At 37.7% G+C, this 16949-nt stretch carries 16 protein-coding genes and 1 pseudogene; 9 read left to right on the forward strand and 8 right to left on the reverse strand.

Annotation, left to right across the window (positions count from 1 at the left end; genetic code table 11):
• Positions 1-184: 184 nt before the first annotated feature.
• The 4 genes from NG743_RS18320 to NG743_RS18335 all read left to right on the forward strand — a co-directional run bounded on the left by NG743_RS18320 (position 185) and on the right by NG743_RS18335 (position 2775).
• Complete coding sequence (locus NG743_RS18320; RefSeq protein ID WP_096666998.1) at positions 185-376, forward strand: type II toxin-antitoxin system HicA family toxin; 192 nt, start codon at positions 185-187, stop codon at positions 374-376.
• Positions 376-588, forward strand: coding sequence for a type II toxin-antitoxin system HicB family antitoxin (locus NG743_RS18325; RefSeq protein WP_027402154.1), 213 nt, complete (start codon positions 376-378; stop codon positions 586-588). Before NG743_RS18320 ends, NG743_RS18325 begins: the two co-directional genes overlap by 1 nt.
• A gap of 149 nt (positions 589-737) precedes the next feature.
• Positions 738-1292, forward strand: coding sequence for a Uma2 family endonuclease (locus NG743_RS18330; RefSeq protein ID WP_257120630.1), 555 nt, complete (start codon positions 738-740; stop codon positions 1290-1292).
• A gap of 268 nt (positions 1293-1560) precedes the next feature.
• The gene (locus tag NG743_RS18335; RefSeq protein WP_027402156.1) at positions 1561-2775 is read left to right on the forward strand and encodes an FIST signal transduction protein; all 1215 of its coding nucleotides are present in this window, start codon (positions 1561-1563) and stop codon (positions 2773-2775) included.
• 212 nt (positions 2776-2987) lie between these two features.
• Here NG743_RS18335 and NG743_RS18340 read toward each other — a convergent pair whose 3' ends face one another.
• Entirely contained in the window at positions 2988-4091 is a 1104-nt protein-coding gene (locus tag NG743_RS18340; protein WP_027402157.1) for a metallophosphoesterase family protein, read from the reverse strand.
• Positions 4092-4239: 148 nt separating this feature from the next.
• Between NG743_RS18340 and trmB the strand changes: the two genes are divergently transcribed.
• The 3 genes from trmB to NG743_RS18355 all read left to right on the forward strand — a co-directional run bounded on the left by trmB (position 4240) and on the right by NG743_RS18355 (position 6207).
• On the forward strand, positions 4240-4944 hold the full coding sequence (trmB, locus tag NG743_RS18345; RefSeq protein WP_051424288.1) for a tRNA (guanosine(46)-N7)-methyltransferase TrmB: 705 nt from the start codon (positions 4240-4242) through the stop codon (positions 4942-4944).
• A 410-nt stretch (positions 4945-5354) separates the two neighbouring features.
• A complete protein-coding gene (locus tag NG743_RS18350; RefSeq protein ID WP_027402158.1) occupies positions 5355-5786 on the forward strand; it encodes a hypothetical protein in 432 nt (143 codons plus the stop codon).
• Positions 5746-6207 (forward strand): hypothetical protein, encoded by a 462-nt coding sequence (locus NG743_RS18355; protein ID WP_027402159.1) that lies wholly within the window; start codon positions 5746-5748, stop codon positions 6205-6207. The genes NG743_RS18350 and NG743_RS18355 overlap by 41 nt, the downstream gene beginning before the upstream one ends.
• Positions 6208-6300: 93 nt before the next feature.
• On the opposite strand, the pseudogene NG743_RS18360 reads toward NG743_RS18355, so the two are convergent.
• From NG743_RS18360 to NG743_RS18375, 4 genes and pseudogenes are all read right to left on the reverse strand, one after another.
• A pseudogene (locus NG743_RS18360) lies at positions 6301-6893 on the reverse strand (Uma2 family endonuclease).
• Between the two features lie 123 nt (positions 6894-7016).
• Positions 7017-7415 carry a photosystem II protein Psb27 gene (psb27, locus tag NG743_RS18365; RefSeq protein ID WP_027402160.1) on the reverse strand — a complete coding sequence of 133 codons (399 nt, stop codon included), beginning with the start codon at positions 7413-7415 and terminating at the stop codon, positions 7017-7019.
• 191 nt (positions 7416-7606) lie between these two features.
• On the reverse strand, positions 7607-8749 hold the full coding sequence (gene cofH, locus NG743_RS18370; RefSeq protein WP_027402161.1) for a 7,8-didemethyl-8-hydroxy-5-deazariboflavin synthase subunit CofH: 1143 nt from the start codon (positions 8747-8749) through the stop codon (positions 7607-7609).
• A 528-nt stretch (positions 8750-9277) separates the two neighbouring features.
• Positions 9278-10858 carry a glycosyltransferase family 39 protein gene (locus NG743_RS18375; protein ID WP_051424289.1) on the reverse strand — a complete coding sequence of 527 codons (1581 nt, stop codon included), beginning with the start codon at positions 10856-10858 and terminating at the stop codon, positions 9278-9280.
• Between the two features lie 609 nt (positions 10859-11467).
• Between NG743_RS18375 and NG743_RS18380 the strand changes: the two genes are divergently transcribed.
• On the forward strand, positions 11468-12703 hold the full coding sequence (locus NG743_RS18380; RefSeq protein WP_027402162.1) for a glycosyltransferase: 1236 nt from the start codon (positions 11468-11470) through the stop codon (positions 12701-12703).
• Positions 12704-12821: 118 nt separating this feature from the next.
• Here the strand turns inward: NG743_RS18380 and NG743_RS18385 are convergent, their stop codons facing one another.
• The 3 genes from NG743_RS18385 to NG743_RS18395 form a co-directional block, all read right to left on the reverse strand.
• Positions 12822-13103 carry a cytochrome b family protein gene (locus NG743_RS18385; RefSeq protein ID WP_027402163.1) on the reverse strand — a complete coding sequence of 94 codons (282 nt, stop codon included), beginning with the start codon at positions 13101-13103 and terminating at the stop codon, positions 12822-12824.
• Between the two features lie 84 nt (positions 13104-13187).
• Positions 13188-15779 (reverse strand): cation-translocating P-type ATPase, encoded by a 2592-nt coding sequence (locus NG743_RS18390; RefSeq protein ID WP_257120633.1) that lies wholly within the window; start codon positions 15777-15779, stop codon positions 13188-13190.
• 129 nt (positions 15780-15908) lie between these two features.
• Positions 15909-16079, reverse strand: a complete 171-nt coding sequence (locus tag NG743_RS18395; RefSeq protein WP_160170617.1) for a sensor histidine kinase — start codon at positions 16077-16079, stop codon at positions 15909-15911.
• 61 nt (positions 16080-16140) lie between these two features.
• Here NG743_RS18395 and NG743_RS18400 point away from each other — a divergent pair, with 61 nt between their 5' ends.
• The gene (locus tag NG743_RS18400) at positions 16141-16566 is read left to right on the forward strand and encodes a hypothetical protein (protein ID WP_027402166.1); all 426 of its coding nucleotides are present in this window, start codon (positions 16141-16143) and stop codon (positions 16564-16566) included.
• Positions 16567-16949 lie beyond the last annotated feature (383 nt).

The following is a 16949-nucleotide window of genomic DNA, read 5'->3' on the forward strand; positions in this document are numbered from 1 at the left end:
AATAGAACAAATATTAAAAGATGATGATAACGACTATCAAATAGAACTACAAGAAGGGAATATTTTAATTATGGGTCTATCGAATATAGAATCTAGTGAAATTGGAGAAATATTAAGTCTGATGTATAATCTACATAATTAATTATACAATAAATTAAACTATTGATTAGAAATAAATGTTAATATGAAAGTACGAGCAGTAATTCAGCGACTAGAAGCGGATGGTTGGTATTTAGCCAGAACTAGAGGAAGTCACCGGCAGTTTAAACATCCTGATAAACTTGGTATAGTTACAGTTTCCGGTAAACCCAATATTGACGTACCCATTGGTACACTAAAAAGTATATGGAAACAAGCACAATTGGAGGAAGAATAATGCGTTATACAGTAGTAATTGAAAAGGGAAATAGCAGTTATGGTGCTTATGTTCCCGACTTACCCGGTTGTATAGCTGTAGCTGAAACATTAGTAGAAGTTCAACAAATGATTGTTGAAGCAATAGAATTTCATATAGAAGGTTTAATAGAGTCAGGTTTACCAATTCCCCAACCTACAAGTATCGCCCAAGAAGTTGAAGTTTTGATTTAATTTAAGTAGTAAATTCCTATATTATCCTGATAACTTAATAATTTTGTTTAGAGATCCCCAACATCTTCAAGAAGTCAGGGATCTGAATGATATAAATAAATATGCTATAATATCAAATCATCACAAATATTACTGGAGATAAAAATTATATGACTCTCACAATTAACAACTTAGAAAAAATAGAACAAATATTAAAAGATGATAATAACGACTATCAAATAGAACTACAAGAAGGTAATATTTTAATTATGAGTCCATCGGATATAGAATCTAGTGAAATTGGTGCTGAATTGATTAGATTATTAGGTAATTGGATAAAACCTCGTAAATTAGGGCGAATATTTGACTCCAGTGGTGGGTTTATTATGCCAAATACTGATTTACGCGCTCCCGATGTTTCCTTTGTTACTGCCCAAAGATTAAAACGGACTGTGAGAGATTTTGGTAATTTAGTTCCTGATTTAGTAGTAGAAATTAAATCAAAAACTGATAGAGTTACTAAATTAGAAGATAAACTCAAATTATTTTTAGAATTAGGCGCAAAAGTAGGAATTTTAATAAATCCTGATGAATTAACTGTTACTGTTTATCGTCCTCATGGTAAAATTACCTTATTAACAGAAGACGATAAATTAACTGTAGATGAATTATTTCCGGGTTGGGAAATTGCTATTTCTGAATTATGGCCACCTGTATTTGAATAGATGTTTATATAGAACTCATATTGGATTTTTGAAAAAAATCAGGTATTGTAGGGTGTGGTTCGGCAAGCTCACCAACCGCGTCAGACTGCATAAATTATATTAATAAACAGATTTGTAATATCTGACGCACCCTACGTATCTGAACAACGATATCCCCGACTTCTCTAAGAAGTCGGGGATATGACTCGTTACCTGTTCCCTAATCAATAAGTGACAAACTTAGTTAAAATAATCAACTAACCCCAAAACAGAAACAAGCCGAAAACTCATGGCAGATCAAATGCAGTGGACAAATGCCCTATCAACTCGTCCTTCCTTAGAAGCGGCTATTAACGATGTTGTAGAACAAGCTGTGGCATCTTTAACAGCACCAGCGGATTTAGGGCTGGTATTCATTTCTTCTGCTTTTATGAGTGAGTATTCCCGACTTTTGCCTTTATTGGCGGAAAAACTTTCTGTACCTATACTAATTGGTTGTAGTGCTGGGGGTGTAATCGGCAGAAAACAAGCTGGAGAAACGGAAGAAATAGAAGCAGAACCAGCCCTGAGTTTAACTTTAGCCCATCTTCCCGGTGTCGAAATCCAACCTTTTCATATTGTGGCGGAAGAATTGCCAGATTCCGATAGTTCCCCGACTGCTTGGATTGATTTAGTAGGTGTATCACCTTCCGTAGTCCCTCAATTTATTCTCTTGTCTAGTCCCTTTGCTTCGGGAACAAATGATTTGTTGCAGGGGTTAGATTTTGCTTATCCGGGTTCAGTGGTGGTGGGAGGACAAGCCAGCAGCGGCTTTATGAATGGTCGTGTGGGCTTATTTTGTAATGATAAGTTATATCGGGAAGGGACGGTAGGCATCGCTTTAAGTGGCAATATCGTCTTAGATACAATTGTTGCCCAGGGATGTCGTCCCATTGGTGAACCGTTGCAAGTCACTAAAGCTGAACGGAATATTATTTTAGAGTTAGATGAAAAAGTACCTTTGATGGTGTTGCGAAATTTAATTAGTAGTTTGACTGAAGAAGAAAGGACTTTGGCGCAACATTCTTTGTTTGTGGGTTTAGCAATGGATGAATTTCGGCTAAATTTACATTCGGGGGATTTTTTAATTCGCAATGTTTTGGGAGTAGATCCTAATGCTGGGGCGATCGCAATTGGCGATCGCATTCGTGCCGGTCAAAGGTTACAATTTCATTTGAGGGATGCCGAAGCATCCGCCGAAGATTTAGAAATTTTACTCCAAGAATATCAAAGTGAAAATGCCGGACAACCTTCTCCTGTAGGCGCTTTGATGTTCACCTGTTTAGGACGAGGAACAGGACTGTATGGCAAACCTAATTTCGATTCTCAACTATTTAGCCGTTACATTCAGGACATCCCAATGGGTGGCTTTTTCTGCGGTGGTGAAATTGGTCCAGTCAGCGGCAGAACTTTCCTCCATGGTTATACTTCTGTATTTGCCATTTGTCGTTCTCTTGGGGAATAGGTGACAGGTGACAGGTGACAGGTGACAGGTGATAGGTGACAGGTTACAGGTTACAGGTGACAGGTTACAGGTTACAGGTTACAGGTTACAGGTTACAGGTTACAGGTTACAGGTTACAGGTTACAGGTTACAGGTTACAGGTTACAGGTTACAGGTTACAGGTTACAGGGGGGAAAAATTATTTCTAATGACCAATGACCAATGACCAATGACTAATGACCAATTAAAAGCGTACTGTGATTATCAATGAAAGCTGTATTCCCATCATTCACTGCGCTATATTCTTCAATGTAACGACGGACATGAATGGGAAAGTGGGGATATTCTAACATAGCATCACCATCGGCAATAGTCGCCCAAAAGTCCCGTAAACCGGGGGCTAGGGTTTGTGCCTGTGCTAGTGGTAAACTCAATGGAGGTAATGTTAATAACTTGACGACAAAGGGATAAGAGCGATCGCCCATCCATTGCCGTGATAATGTTTGTAAATTGGGAAAATCTGGCACTGATTCCACACGATGAGAAACAACTTGTAACGATTCACTACCCAATTCATCGCGGTTAAATTCCAACACCCGATAAGGATGAGGATAGCTAACTAAAGAACCAGTAGTAATATCATAAATTCCGTCTGCACAAGCCACATCTTGAACGTGCAAATGTCCTGTAAATACTAACTTGACTCCATAACGTTGTAATAATGTCCGCAGTTCTGCTGCATTTTCCAGCATATAACGATTTGCCATCGGATGAAGTGATTGATTCGGTAGATGTTCAACCACATTGTGATGAATCATAACTAAAACCAATTCATCCTCAATCCCTGCTAACTGCTGTTCTAACCATTGGAATTGCTGACTATCCAACCGTCCTATTTGCTGACCTTGATCATCAAATGAGTTAGAATTAAGACCAATTAACCTCAGTCCTGGAAATATTTGCTGATTATAATAATGTTGTTGAGGATTTTCATAACCAAACTTTTGGTAGAAATAGGGAAAATCTGCAAAGCTAATTGATTGTTCATTGGCGATTAAAACAGGGACATCATGATTACCAGGAATAACATAAGATGGAAAAGGTAACTGTGATAACCTGTTTTGTAACCAACTGTGATTCGCTGATTCACCATGTTGGGTTAAGTCTCCAGGGATCAACAAAAAATCTAAATCTAATTGGGTTAAATGTTCTAATACACTATCAAAAGCCGGAATACTCACTTCCACCAAATGAAACCGACTAGGGTGATCCCAGATTGTTTCAGGAAGCGCAATGTGTAAGTCGCTAACGATAGCAAAACGAAAATTGAGTTTCATTGATTTTAAGAAAATGTTAAAAATAAAGTTGCAAAGATTCTTTTTCTCAAAGTATAACTCTCACTGTGTATACCTGTGCAGGAATATTTAGACTTAATAATATTTGTATACATTTGTTTAAAATTGTTGTTTTTTAGGAGCGTAAATTTTGTCACCTGTTCGAGTTCGTCAGCACGTAAACCCCCTGGCAAGTAAATTCCAAACCCCAACCGCTTCTCCAGAATGGGGAAATATTTATACACAACGAAACCTGCCTCTACACTTAGATATTGGTTGTGCGAGAGGGAGATTTGTCCTAAAAATGGCACAAATAGAACCAAATTGGAATTTTTTAGGGTTAGAAATCCGAGAACCCCTAGTAGTCGAAGCCAATAGAATCCGCGATGAAATGGGTTTAACCAATCTGCATTATTTGTTTGCAAATGTGAATAATTCCCTCATTTCCTTATTATCAACTTTACCTCAAGATAGCTTACAAAAAGTTACAATTCAATTTCCTGATCCCTGGTTTAAAAATCGCCATGCGAAACGTCGGGTAGTCCAACCAGAATTAGTCACAGAACTAGCGAAATATTTAGCAGTAGGTGGTATTGTTTTTCTGCAATCTGATATAGAATTTGTAGCAGTAGAAATGTGCGATCGCTTTCATGAACATCCTGCATTTGAGAAGCTAGGAACAACAACATGGTTAGCCCAAAATCCTCTCCCTGTCCCCACAGAACGGGAAATAGCCACTCAAAACAAAGGTGAACCAGTATATAGGGCTTTATTTACAAAGAAAACTGAAATTTTAGAGCCTGGGGTAAATGAGCAATCGTACAGAAACTTACGCTCAGGCTGTAACCCTTGCTAGATTAATCTAAACACGATTAGACTTGTTTGAGTATATATAATCATCCTTTGAAACCGTGTTTAAAAGTGATAAATTACTAACTTTTGTTTTAATGGGTGATATAGTTGATTAACTGGTTAAACACCAAACCGACTTAATCCAACTCAAAAGCCACTAATGTAGATAAAATTAACGGCTCTTCGGGACTTACTATGCTAGATTAGCCCATCAAATTGTAAAATCCTTACCATATAAGGACTTTAGGTTGATCCATCGGTTGATTTAACATAAGTGTGGCATCAAAACCCATGAAATGCTTTATTTATAAAGGTTTTGGAGTAAATAAATTCATATTTGCCATAACAAGTGCCGAAGAGCCAAATTAACTTATCTATGGATTTTTATGGCTTCTAAAATCTCAGGAAGCGAAAATGGTTCCTTTACACCTAGAAAAATTAAAAAGCAATACTCTCTTCGCTGTACCCAATGCTTTGAAAAATTTCTTTGGGTTTATTGTTGAAAAAATACGCCCAGAATTAGCAGAAGTTAGAAAATTAATTGAAAAACTAGAAGCTTTACCCAATGTTCAAGCGGCTAGGGGAATACGCAACAAAAATGGTGATTCACGTAAGATAATATTTGAAATACTAGCTACCGTGAATCCTAGTGAAAGAATAGACCTTCTAACGGAAGCTACTGATTTTGCAGTTGAAACAGAATGGAAGATGGATGCCCTTACTAAGAGTAGAAATTGGCATCTTGAGGTTCAAGTAGTTAGAAAGTTTAGGGAGGATAAAAAAAATCAAATAATTATTTTCAACAATGACAGAACCAAGTATTTATCTCCTGCAAGCTCAAGCTAACGAAGAAAGCGCAAAGATAGCCCAAAAGGATTTTCCTGAATGGGCTATTATTATGTATTTTTATGCAGCTTTGCATCTAATAAATGATTATGCTCTTGAACTAAATCAGATAGATCTACTAAAAGTAGATGAGGATTCAAAAATATCACAGCATTCTCTTAGAAGAGAATATGTGAAAACTATCAGTAATTATATTAATTGTAAGGATTTACAAGCAAATTATGATTTTCTTTTTAATGAAAGTTTACTAGCTAGATATTTAGTAAATAGAAACGACATTTTAGAATGTAGTGCTAGAGAGTATTATAGCCAATACACTGATAAAGATTTTTTAAAAATCCGTGATAAATTAGAACAAATTAAAATACGATTAGAACAAGCGCAGAAAAAACACAAAGCGGGTAAAAGCAGTAAAAAATAATTAGTTATTTTGCGTTAGCCATAGGGTACAGAATGTAAATTCAAAGCCAGATAGCAAGCCAGTTTTACTCCTGATTCCTGCTATGTCTTTCAACTAACGAATTAAACCAGCCCGTTGAAAGATAGTATGAGGAGTGATTTCTAATCCTGGTAATATTTCATGACTAATCATTTGATTTTCTCGAAAAGTCACAGGCAGAGAAGATACTGTAAAGACAGTAATAGTTTGAGAGATTGTATCTACTATCCAAACTAATAGAATCCCCGCTTGTAGATAATAAGTAGCTTTATCAATCATGTCTCCAAAAGTTTGACCAGGAGAAATAATTTCGATTACTAATTCTGGGATAACAGGACAAGCCTCATCTTCAAACCAGTCAGCAGCAAGACGGTGATAGGAAACATAAGTTAAATCAGAAGTATCCAACTTGCTTGATTTTTGGTTAATTTGATTCCCCATTCCACAACAACACGACCTTGATCTTGCGCCCATGTAGATAATAATATAAATAATGCTCCTGTGGTTGAACCATGAAAGAATTTAGGAGACATTTGCTCATTTTTATATTTAGGTACAGCTTCCCCGTCAACCAACTCATAAATATTATCATTTTCGGGAAGTGCGAGAAATTCTTCGACAGTAAGCTGATTTTTTAGTTGGGTCCTAGTTAGCTTGCAGGGATTAATCTTCCCGGCTCTTATGATCACTAAATTTGGGGATTTTTAGCTGAGAATCGGGGTGGGGAAACCTGGGCGGGGAAGCCCCGCCCTGAATTATGCTGTATCAAGAAACTATCCTTGAGACATAAATTAAGCACCACGTCTTAGGGATGCTTCTACTTGCTTGAATTCAGCATCCAGACGTTTTTTCAGCTTTTCAGGAACGGGACGATTAGGATAAGAACTGTAATGTCCTGCAAGGGAATTGAGGGCTGTTCGCATGGTGGTAAAAGAGTTAAGAGCCAAAACAGAAGTATTCCGTTGGTAGCGAGCCGAAAAGTCATTGATTTTTTGACGGGCTTCTGCTTCAAGTTCGGCTTTATTTGGAGAATCTTGAGGTAATTCTAGGGTTTGTCTCAACGTATTGACTACAGTTAAGGTATCTTGACGATAATCCCCGGTTAAACTATCTGGACTACCAGCACAGCCAACTAAACCGATAACTAAAACTAAAACTAGAGAAAGCAGACGCGACCAATAGCTTTTCATAAGCATTAAGTAAAAAAGAACAAGTAAATCAAAATCCATCCTATCTTGAATCGGTATATGGGGAATAGGTCAGTTGTCTCGTTCCCATAATCTGTATGGGAATAAATTCTATAAGGCTCTGCCTTTTCAATAATACTATGAGGCAGAGCCTCTATGATTGTATTCCCAGTCAGAGACTGGGAACGAGATAATTACCCATTACCCATTAGCCGATATAAAGTATCCCGTTGTTGATAGGGTCTTTTCAAAGAAGTTATTGCATTTTGTAAAGTTTCTACTTCCATGCAAGTACCACCCACAGCCCCAGCCATTGTGGTAATATGTTCTTCCATTAATGTGCCACCTATATCATTACAACCCCAATTTAAGGCTGCTGTAGCACCATCTAGTCCCAGCTTTACCCAGCTTGGTTGGTGATTGGGGATGTAATTTCCCAGATAAATTCTGGCTACAGCGGTTAGTAATAGGGAATCAGCTAAAACAGGTTGGTCTCTTCCTACCTTTTTGCGTAGGGATTTGGGGGCTTCTTGACCAACGAAGGGTAAGACAATAAATTCGGTAATTCTTGCAGAATAGCCTTTTTCTATGGCTGTTTGTTGGAGCGATCGCAATTTTTCTAAATGGACAATTTGCTGTTCTGGGGTTTCAATATGTCCAGACAATATGGTACTCGTAGTGGGTACACCTAATTGATGGGCTGTGCTGACAACTTCTAGCCAAGTGGCTGTATCAATCTTTTCTGGACACAGTACCCGTCTGACTTCATCATCTAGCACTTCTGCGGCTGTTCCGGGCATAGAACCGACACCAGCATCTCGCAAAGCTATAATCACATCAGTATAGGAAATTCCATCTAATCTGGCGATAAATTGGACTTCTTGGGGGGAAAAAGCGTGTAAATGGAGGTGAGGAAATTCGTCCTTAATGGTTTTTACCAGTTTGAGATAATAGGGTAAAGACTTACCATTAATTTGCGCTTGTGGGTGCAATCCCCCTTGCATACATATTTCCGTTGCTCCTCGACGCACTGCATCTGTAGCTTTTTCCAAAATCTGCGCCGAACTTAACCAATAAGCATCCGAATCACCATCATCCCGGCGGAATGCACAAAAACTGCAATGTTGCTCACAAATGTTAGTAAAATTAATATTGCGATTAATTATGTAAGTAACAGTATTACCAACTTGTTTTTGACGGAGTTGATTTGCTGTAGACTGAATTTGAGCGATCGCCTGTGGGTCAGTTTGTTTTAGTAAAAATACTCCATCATTAGGGGATATATTATCCTCTGCCAAAGCCGATTGCAGAATAGACTCAAAAGTTATAGTAGTCACAGGTGATTAAATATAAGTAGGTTGGCGTTGAAAATTGTCGTTATGGCAAGGCAAGAGGCAAGTTTTATGTTTCTTTACACAGTTTGGTTTTATTGTGTTTACCTACTTAAACAACTCGTTTAATTTCATAATAAATTGAAATTTGTAACTTTTAAATGTTATTTAACTGATAAACACCATTGTTCTAGAGAATCTTTGTTAAAAGATTATAAATCGAAACTAAGTAGTGAGACAGAATTAATTACACAATGTCATTGCGTAAGCGTGGCGTTAGCCATATGGAACGAAGTGAAATGAAGCAATTACAACCCTTGCGATTACTTCCCTTCGCTCGCAATGACTGTAAATATTTTTGTCCAATTACTTACACAGACGAAATCTTTCTCCGCTGGTTAATATTAAGGCGTATTGAGTTTTGTAAGCGCAAAGCACAAACTGCGTCAACAAAAATCAAATGGGAGTTCTTTACAATTATAATCCATTTTTGGTAAACTAGAAAGAATCGGGGGTTTTATTAAGTAATATTGCTTATTTGTTGTATGTATAAAAAGTCCCATTTATACTTTTATGGCTGATAATATAATGTTCATTGATAGCTTGGAGAATATTTATTCTCAAGAGATCCAAAGATTTGAATTGAACAGATGAATGTTTACCGAATTTCTTTTCTAACCCATCAGTGATATATTTTACAAACATTATATGAATTTTCTGAATTGGTGATTTTTCAATATTTAAATTATTCTCATTTAACCCTAGATTCAAATAGTCATTATCCAGAAGAATTGTCCTAAAGTATCCTGTGTTTATTTTTTCTAAAAAGCTATTTTTATTATTTTTTCCAGTTGCTATCATTTGTCCTCCATTAAATGAATCATATTCAAAGGACTTGCCAGAAAGATAGCAGATGAAGATGCTATTATGTATACACAATACAGAACCATCTTGCTGTGCCAAAAAAGAGGCATCTACACGATTCATCTGTTCTTCTTTTGCCAGATCAGGTAAATGGATAATTTGGTGAATACTATCTATAATCATTATCCGTGTAGACATTATCATACTCAAGCTAATAACTAGGGGGAAAATTTTTGCCAATTTACTTTTGGAATCTAGATAAGAAAGAATTACACCTAGCAATATAGAAAGACTAATAAATGTATCGAAATAGATATTAATATTAGTCCCTAACCCTCCAGAAAAATATATGCCTGTACTAATAGATATAACTAAATATAGAGCAGTAATTCTTAGTTTTAAATGTCTGGCAGCATAAGTTATACCGATAATTGCTAGAATAAACGGAATAAATAACTTGGTTAATAGCAAATCTACACTATTTACAATCTGTGGAATACTATATACACGGCTACCAGTAAGCATTACTTCATGAATAAAATTGCTACCAGATATATTGATACTAATTAAAATAAAACCGCTTGTAATCAAGCCTAAGTAAATCAGCCATTTGAAAAAATCTGGACGTGAAATCAAAAAAAGTTCGATAGTTATAGCCAATGGTAAGGCAATTAAATTGTGTTTTATAAAAATACCCACTGCCATTAGTGCTGCCACTATCAATAAATGATATTTTATTTTAATAGGTCGTAAATAAATTAATAACCCTAATATAATTGGTAAATGCCCTAATAGTTGAGGGTCATTCATGCCTATATAAACTTGAGCCATTGTCGTGAATAAACTTAGGCAAAATATTCCCGATAAAACAGCATAATGAAGGTTTTTAATTAAAATATTAACTATGAAAATTACCATTGTTATTATTAATAACAAAGATAATAACGATAAATATCTTCCTGCCAAAATAGGATTATGGATTAATTTACTAAACCCGCTGACAATATAGAAAGAAAATGGAGGATAGTTAACTGGAGTCCATTGTTGTTGCAAGTTATAAAGTAATTCTCCTGAATTTACTCTAGTCAGATGGTATGCATTCCAAGCCTCATTATAATTTATAAAAATTCCTGAGAAACTTATGCGGTAAATAGGGTAAAAAATCAATAACAATGTTATTATTGATAGTAATCCAATACTTAACCAATAGTTAACTTGTGAAGCTAGAATTTTCTTTAAATATAAATTCATATTCAAATAAAATTATTATAAATTTTTCAGAGAACTAGTTTTTGTGTGAACGTCAATAACATACCATTATATCTTTATCAAGATTATATGCAACATAAATATTTTCACATTGTAGTTATTCACTCCCCCCTCTAAAATTATCGAAACCCTTGACCTCTCGTTAAGGATAGGGGGGGAGTGTGAGAGTGTGAACAGTTATTTCACATTTTGATCTGGAATGACTTTATCTTTCACAAACCATGACTATTTTTATACTCAAAACGGTTGGGACATGGACTTTTGCCAAATGACAAAGAACCCAAGTCATCTCATTCCCAGTCTCTGGCTGGGAATAAATTCTAGAAGGCTCTGCCTTCAATAATATTAGAGGCAGAGCCTCATCAACTACATTCCTAGTCAGAGACTAGGAACGAGATGTGGTAGGGATTTGAGATTAAGTTGACACCATTAAGCTTTTGCTTTACCCCTTGTATCGTAATAAGGAGAGGGAAAAAGAATAATATTTAATATTAAAATTTATCCATTGTTTCTATATGCCAAAAGTATTGTACTCTATGGAGAGTTAACCTTTATAGGCGATTTAGAAAGTTAAAATTTACTACTGATTTTATGACCATCAACTCATCTAATTCTTTATTAGCAGTTCCTATTGGTACATTGATGATTGCTGAATTTACACCCAAAGAAACAGCCGAAAACAATGCCATTTTCCTATCTTTAGTAATTCCCACGTATCAAGAGTGTGACAATATCGAAAATGTGGTCAATATATTAAGTGGGTTATTGGATAAAGCTATTCCTGGTAATTATGAACTCATTATAGTAGATGATGATAGCCCTGACCGAACTTGGGAAGTGGCACAATCTCTGATTCCAGATTATCCCCAATTACGGGTCATGCGTCGTCAAGAAGAGAGAGGACTATCCTCAGCAGTAATACGTGGCTGGCAAGCGGCTAGAGGGCGTGTATTGGGCGTAATTGATGGCGATTTGCAGCATCCTCCAGAAGTATTAACACAACTGTTGCAAAAAATAGAAGCGGGGGCTGATTTAGCATTAGCTAGTCGTCATATAGACGGTGGTGGTGTGAGTAGTTGGAGTGTAATTAGACGCTTTTTATCCCGTGGAGCGCAAGTGCTAGGATTGGTGATTTTACCGGGAGTTTTAGGTAGAGTTAGTGACCCAATGAGTGGTTATTTTATCGTACGACGAAGTGCGATCGCTAATACCACACTTAATCCTATAGGGTATAAAATTCTTTTAGAAGTTATTGGTCGGGGACAGGTAGGAGAAATTGCTGAAGCCGGTTATGTATTCCGCGAACGCACAGAAGGAGAAAGCAAAGTGACGTGGAAACAATATGTAGACTATATTCAACACTTAATCAGATTACGGTTATCTACTGGAAAAATAGGAAAAATTCGCCAAAAAGTTAACTTTCCTATGGGACGATTTCTCAGATTTGGTGCAGTGGGATTTAGTGGCGTATTTGTAGATTTAACCATATTTCACATTATGCGTACTGTAATTAATTTGGGTTTAACTCGCAGTACAATCTTATCTGCCGAAGTAGCAATTCTCAATAATTTCCTCTGGAATGATTTGTGGACATTTGGGGATATTTCCCGGAAACAGACAGGAAAGCGCCAGCGTTTCAAAAGATTCCTGAAATTCAATATGGTCTGTTTAGCAGGGATAATCATCCAAACATTAGTAGTCAATTTCCTATTCAATAGCTTAGGTATGAACCAGTATATAGCTAAATTAATAGCGATCGCAGTAGCCACAATTTGGAACTTCTGGGTTAACCTAAAACTAAGCTGGCGAGTCACAGAAGTAAAATAATTTTTGGGAGTCAGGAGTCACAGAGTCAGGAGTCAGGAGAAAAAGAAGAAGAAGAAAAGATCTTCTATTCTGAATCCTTGAAATCCATTCATCTGCGTTTATCCGCGTTCATCTGCGTTTAATTATGATTAGGTTTTTTCTTCTGATTAAACAAACCCGACATACTCATACCCGTCACCAACAAACCAATTAATCCAAAACCATTCAAAATCGGATAAATTGCCTGTAAATGAAAAATTTCCCCAGTATGAATTTTCAACATTAATCTAGAAGAAAGCCCAATATTAACAGACCATTCCCCAATAATAGTTGCTAACATTCCCGTTAAAACAGTTAATAAAAGTGGGACACAAACAATAATGCCAATAACACGATGATATTTACGAAATGCTTTTTTCACAGTAACCCTCCAAAGATTTTTAAACGCAGATGAACGCAGATAAACGCGGATGTTACCTTTGCGCCTTTGCGTGAGACATTTTATTTATCTACGTCGCCAAACCTTCAATCCTTCAAACCACAAAATACTCAATACCCCAGAAGTGAGACTAACTAATAAATCATCAAAATGAAGAAAAGAGAACCGGAATAAATGACGTAGCACAGGAACATAAAGCACCAAACCCATAAACACCACAGCACCAGCCAGCACCCACCAAAGTGCCGCATTAGGAGTGCGTAACATTTCGGGAATAGTCCGCGACCAAGAACGATTACTCAAAATCATACTCAAATTTGAGACAATTAGGGTAGTAAAAGCCAAAGCACGGGCATCAAATTCCCCATATCCAGAATAAAAAGCCACAGCAAATACAAGCAGTAACACCGCTAACACACTTACCCCTTGCAGTAGTGCTAACCTCAAAGTTCGACGACTGAATAAGGACTCTCTGGGATTACGGGGTGGACGGTTCATGATATTGCTTTCTTCTGGTTCAGCCTCAAATACTACAGTACAGGCAGGGTCAATAATTAAATGCAGAAAAGCAATGTGGATAGGCAATAATACCAGCGGCCAATGAAATATTACCGGAATCAAGGACATTCCCGCAATGGGGATATGCACCGCCAAAGTATAAGCCATACCTTTTTTCAGGTTATCAAATACTCGCCGTCCTAGCCTCACAGATTCGACAATAGCAGAAAAATCATCATCTAGCAAAACTAAATCCGCAGATTCACGGGCAACATCTGTTCCCCTTTCACCCATAGCAATACCGATATTTGCAGCTTTCAAAGCTGGGGCATCATTCACACCATCTCCAGTCATAGCCACGATTTCACCGCAGCGTTTGAGGGCATTCACAATTAGTAATTTTTGTTCGGGAACAACCCGCGCAAAAATATTCACAGTTTGAATGCGAGATAGTAACTCCCCTTCTGGGATTGTTTCCAGTTCTGACCCGGTAATTACTTCTGTGGCAGGTTTTAAACCGATTTGGCGGGCAATATTTTGGGCTGTGGCGGGATAATCTCCTGTAATCATCACTACCCGGATACCAGCAGTGTAACACTCAGCAATGGCTGGGGCGACAGTTGGACGCACGGGGTCAGCCATACCTAGCAGTCCCAAAAAGGCAAATTCAAAGTCATGCTGGGCTTGAGGAAGAGATTTGAGGGTTTTGTTTTTTTGATGTTGTCCAATAACTTTGGCTACACCCAAAACACGCAAACCAGCGATCGCCATTTTATTAATCTGCTGTTCCAAATCTTGCCTTTGTTGGGTGTTAAAATGACAAAGATCAGCGATCGCTTCCGGCGCTCCTTTAGTAGCAACCACCAACTTATTTTCTGGAGATTGCCACACACAGGACATGGCTAATAATTCACCTGTGAGGGGATATTCCCGCAGGATTTCCCAGTCTTGGTGTAAATGTTCTGTTCTAGCTAAATAGTCATCACCCACTTGTTTGAGGGCTTTTTCCATGGGGTCGAAAGGGTCTTTGCGACTGGCTAAAATCCCAAATTCGATTAATTCATGAAAAGTTTCCGGCAGGGCTTCCCGTTCATGGAGGGCAACATCGTAAAATTGCGGTGTTAATGTTGTGGGCTGATACACAAATAATTGCTGAACTGACATCCGGTTAAAAGTCAGCGTTCCAGTTTTATCTACACAAAGAACAGTCGCAGAACCCAGTGTTTCTACTACAGGAACACGCCGAGTTAAAACCCTAGCCTGGGAAAATCTCCAAGCCCCTAAAGCCAGGAAAATTGCCAAGACCACAGGAATTTCATTGGGCAAAATTGCCATCGCCAGTGCCAAACCTGCTAAAATTCCTTGTAGCCAATCGTTCCTTGTTGCACCGTAAATAACGATTACAGCTACACAAATAGCGATCGCTACAAAGGTCAATTTACTGACAATTTTTCGAGTTTCCCGTTGCAAAACCGTGTCTTCGGATTCGACAGTTTGCAAGGCTTTACCAATTTTACCCATTTCCGTCTGCATACCTGTGGCATAGACTTGGGCAATTCCCTGACCTTGAACTACTAACGTTCCCGAATAGACAAAAGGTAGATCTTCACCACCAGGACGATGCTGTGTGGCGGTTCTCATCGTATTTTCTAAATCGGTGGTATCCTGTTTGCGAACGGGTAAAGATTCCCCAGTTAACAAAGACTCATCAACGCTCAAATGGGTAGACCACATCACCACAGCATCAGCAGGAACTCTATCACCCTCTGACAAAACAATCACATCTTCTCGAACTACTTCCCGTCCAGCAATTCGTTGACGTTTGCCATCACGAATAACTAATGCGCGTGGACTAGAAAGATCCCGTAATGCTTCCAGAGATTTTTCTGTTTTTTGTTCTTGGTATAAGTTGATGCCAACAATGAAAAAGATGAACCCTAGTAAAATTAAAGCTTCCTGGGCATCACCCAAAAACAGATAAATGATACCACATCCTAATAACAGGAGAAAAATCGGCTCTTGGAAGATTTCTAGGGCAATTTCCCAGATTTGGCGATGTTGGGTAGATGGTAACTCATTATATCCTTCTTGTTGGAGGCGATCGCTTGCTGCTGACACAGATAGCCCCGTAATAGATTGGAGTTCGATTTTATGAGTCATGATAAAAGTTTTGTTTGAGTGGTTACATATCGTGTAAACTACATATAGCGATCGCCAAAAAATCCCCAAAATTTATCTTAAAAATCTCTTAAAACTGTTATTCTGAGCAGAGCGTTCCCACTCATAGGCTTATGACCAAGCTGCCCTATTAGAGGCGACACCAATACCAGTATCCGCCACTTCCATAACTACAGAATCATCCCATTTAACGATTTTTATCCTGAGCAAGCCGCCATTAGATGGATATTGCAAAGTATTTCCCAGCAAATTGCCAAGTTGCACTTTCCGAGTTCTTGACATTTGCTGTTTTATCATAGGAAATATTAACGGTACAAATAAAAATATCCATTAGGAGTTGACCATGAAGAATTTCAAATCAATGTTAATTATTGCAAGTATCAGCTTACTGGCTTTAGTAGGTTGTAACAAGCCCGAACAATCTGCTACCGAAACTACCCCAGCCGGAACTTCCAATTCTACAAAAAAAGTCCCAGGACAAAAATCTACAGTCAGTAATGCAGGTTTACTCGCTGTAGTCTCCAAAACAAAAATCGCAGTTACATCTGGGAATTTTGTCCAAGCTAAAAAAGAATTTGACAAGTTTGAAGATGCTTGGAAAGAAGTAGAAGATGGCATCAAAGCTAAATCTCGTGATAACTATGAAGCTGTAGAAAAAAGTATGGATGAAATTTCAGGAGAACTCAAAGCTGCTAAACCCCAAAAAGATAAGTTATTAGCATCCTTAAAATTATTAGAAAAAACTATTGATACTATCTCCAAGTCTTAATAAACTCTCAAATTTAATAATTTTGAATCGGACAACATTTAAAGATAATCTATTTTCATCACAATACTGTTCGGTTAAGCCTAAAAAGTCATTATCCGGCAGGTTGGGTGGTGGAACGTAAACCTATCCCTGACGGGAGATGTTAGCCATAGTGTGGCGTATCCCTGCGAACTGCTTGCAGCAGCGCTTCGCTATCGCCGGAGGCATCAGCCACAATCCAACATTATCAAGAATTTTGTTGGGTTTCGCTGTCGCTCAACCCAACCTACATTTCTTTAACAATCGCTGAAAAATTCTTTACTCTTGCCTCTTGCCTCTTGCCTTGCTATAACATTTTCATCCTGTTCATCCTGCCATCCTGGATATCCTGATTCTGACAATAA

The sequence above is a fragment of the Dolichospermum heterosporum TAC447 genome, assembly GCF_024584745.1.
Classification (GTDB): Bacteria; Cyanobacteriota; Cyanobacteriia; order Cyanobacteriales; family Nostocaceae; genus Dolichospermum; species Dolichospermum heterosporum.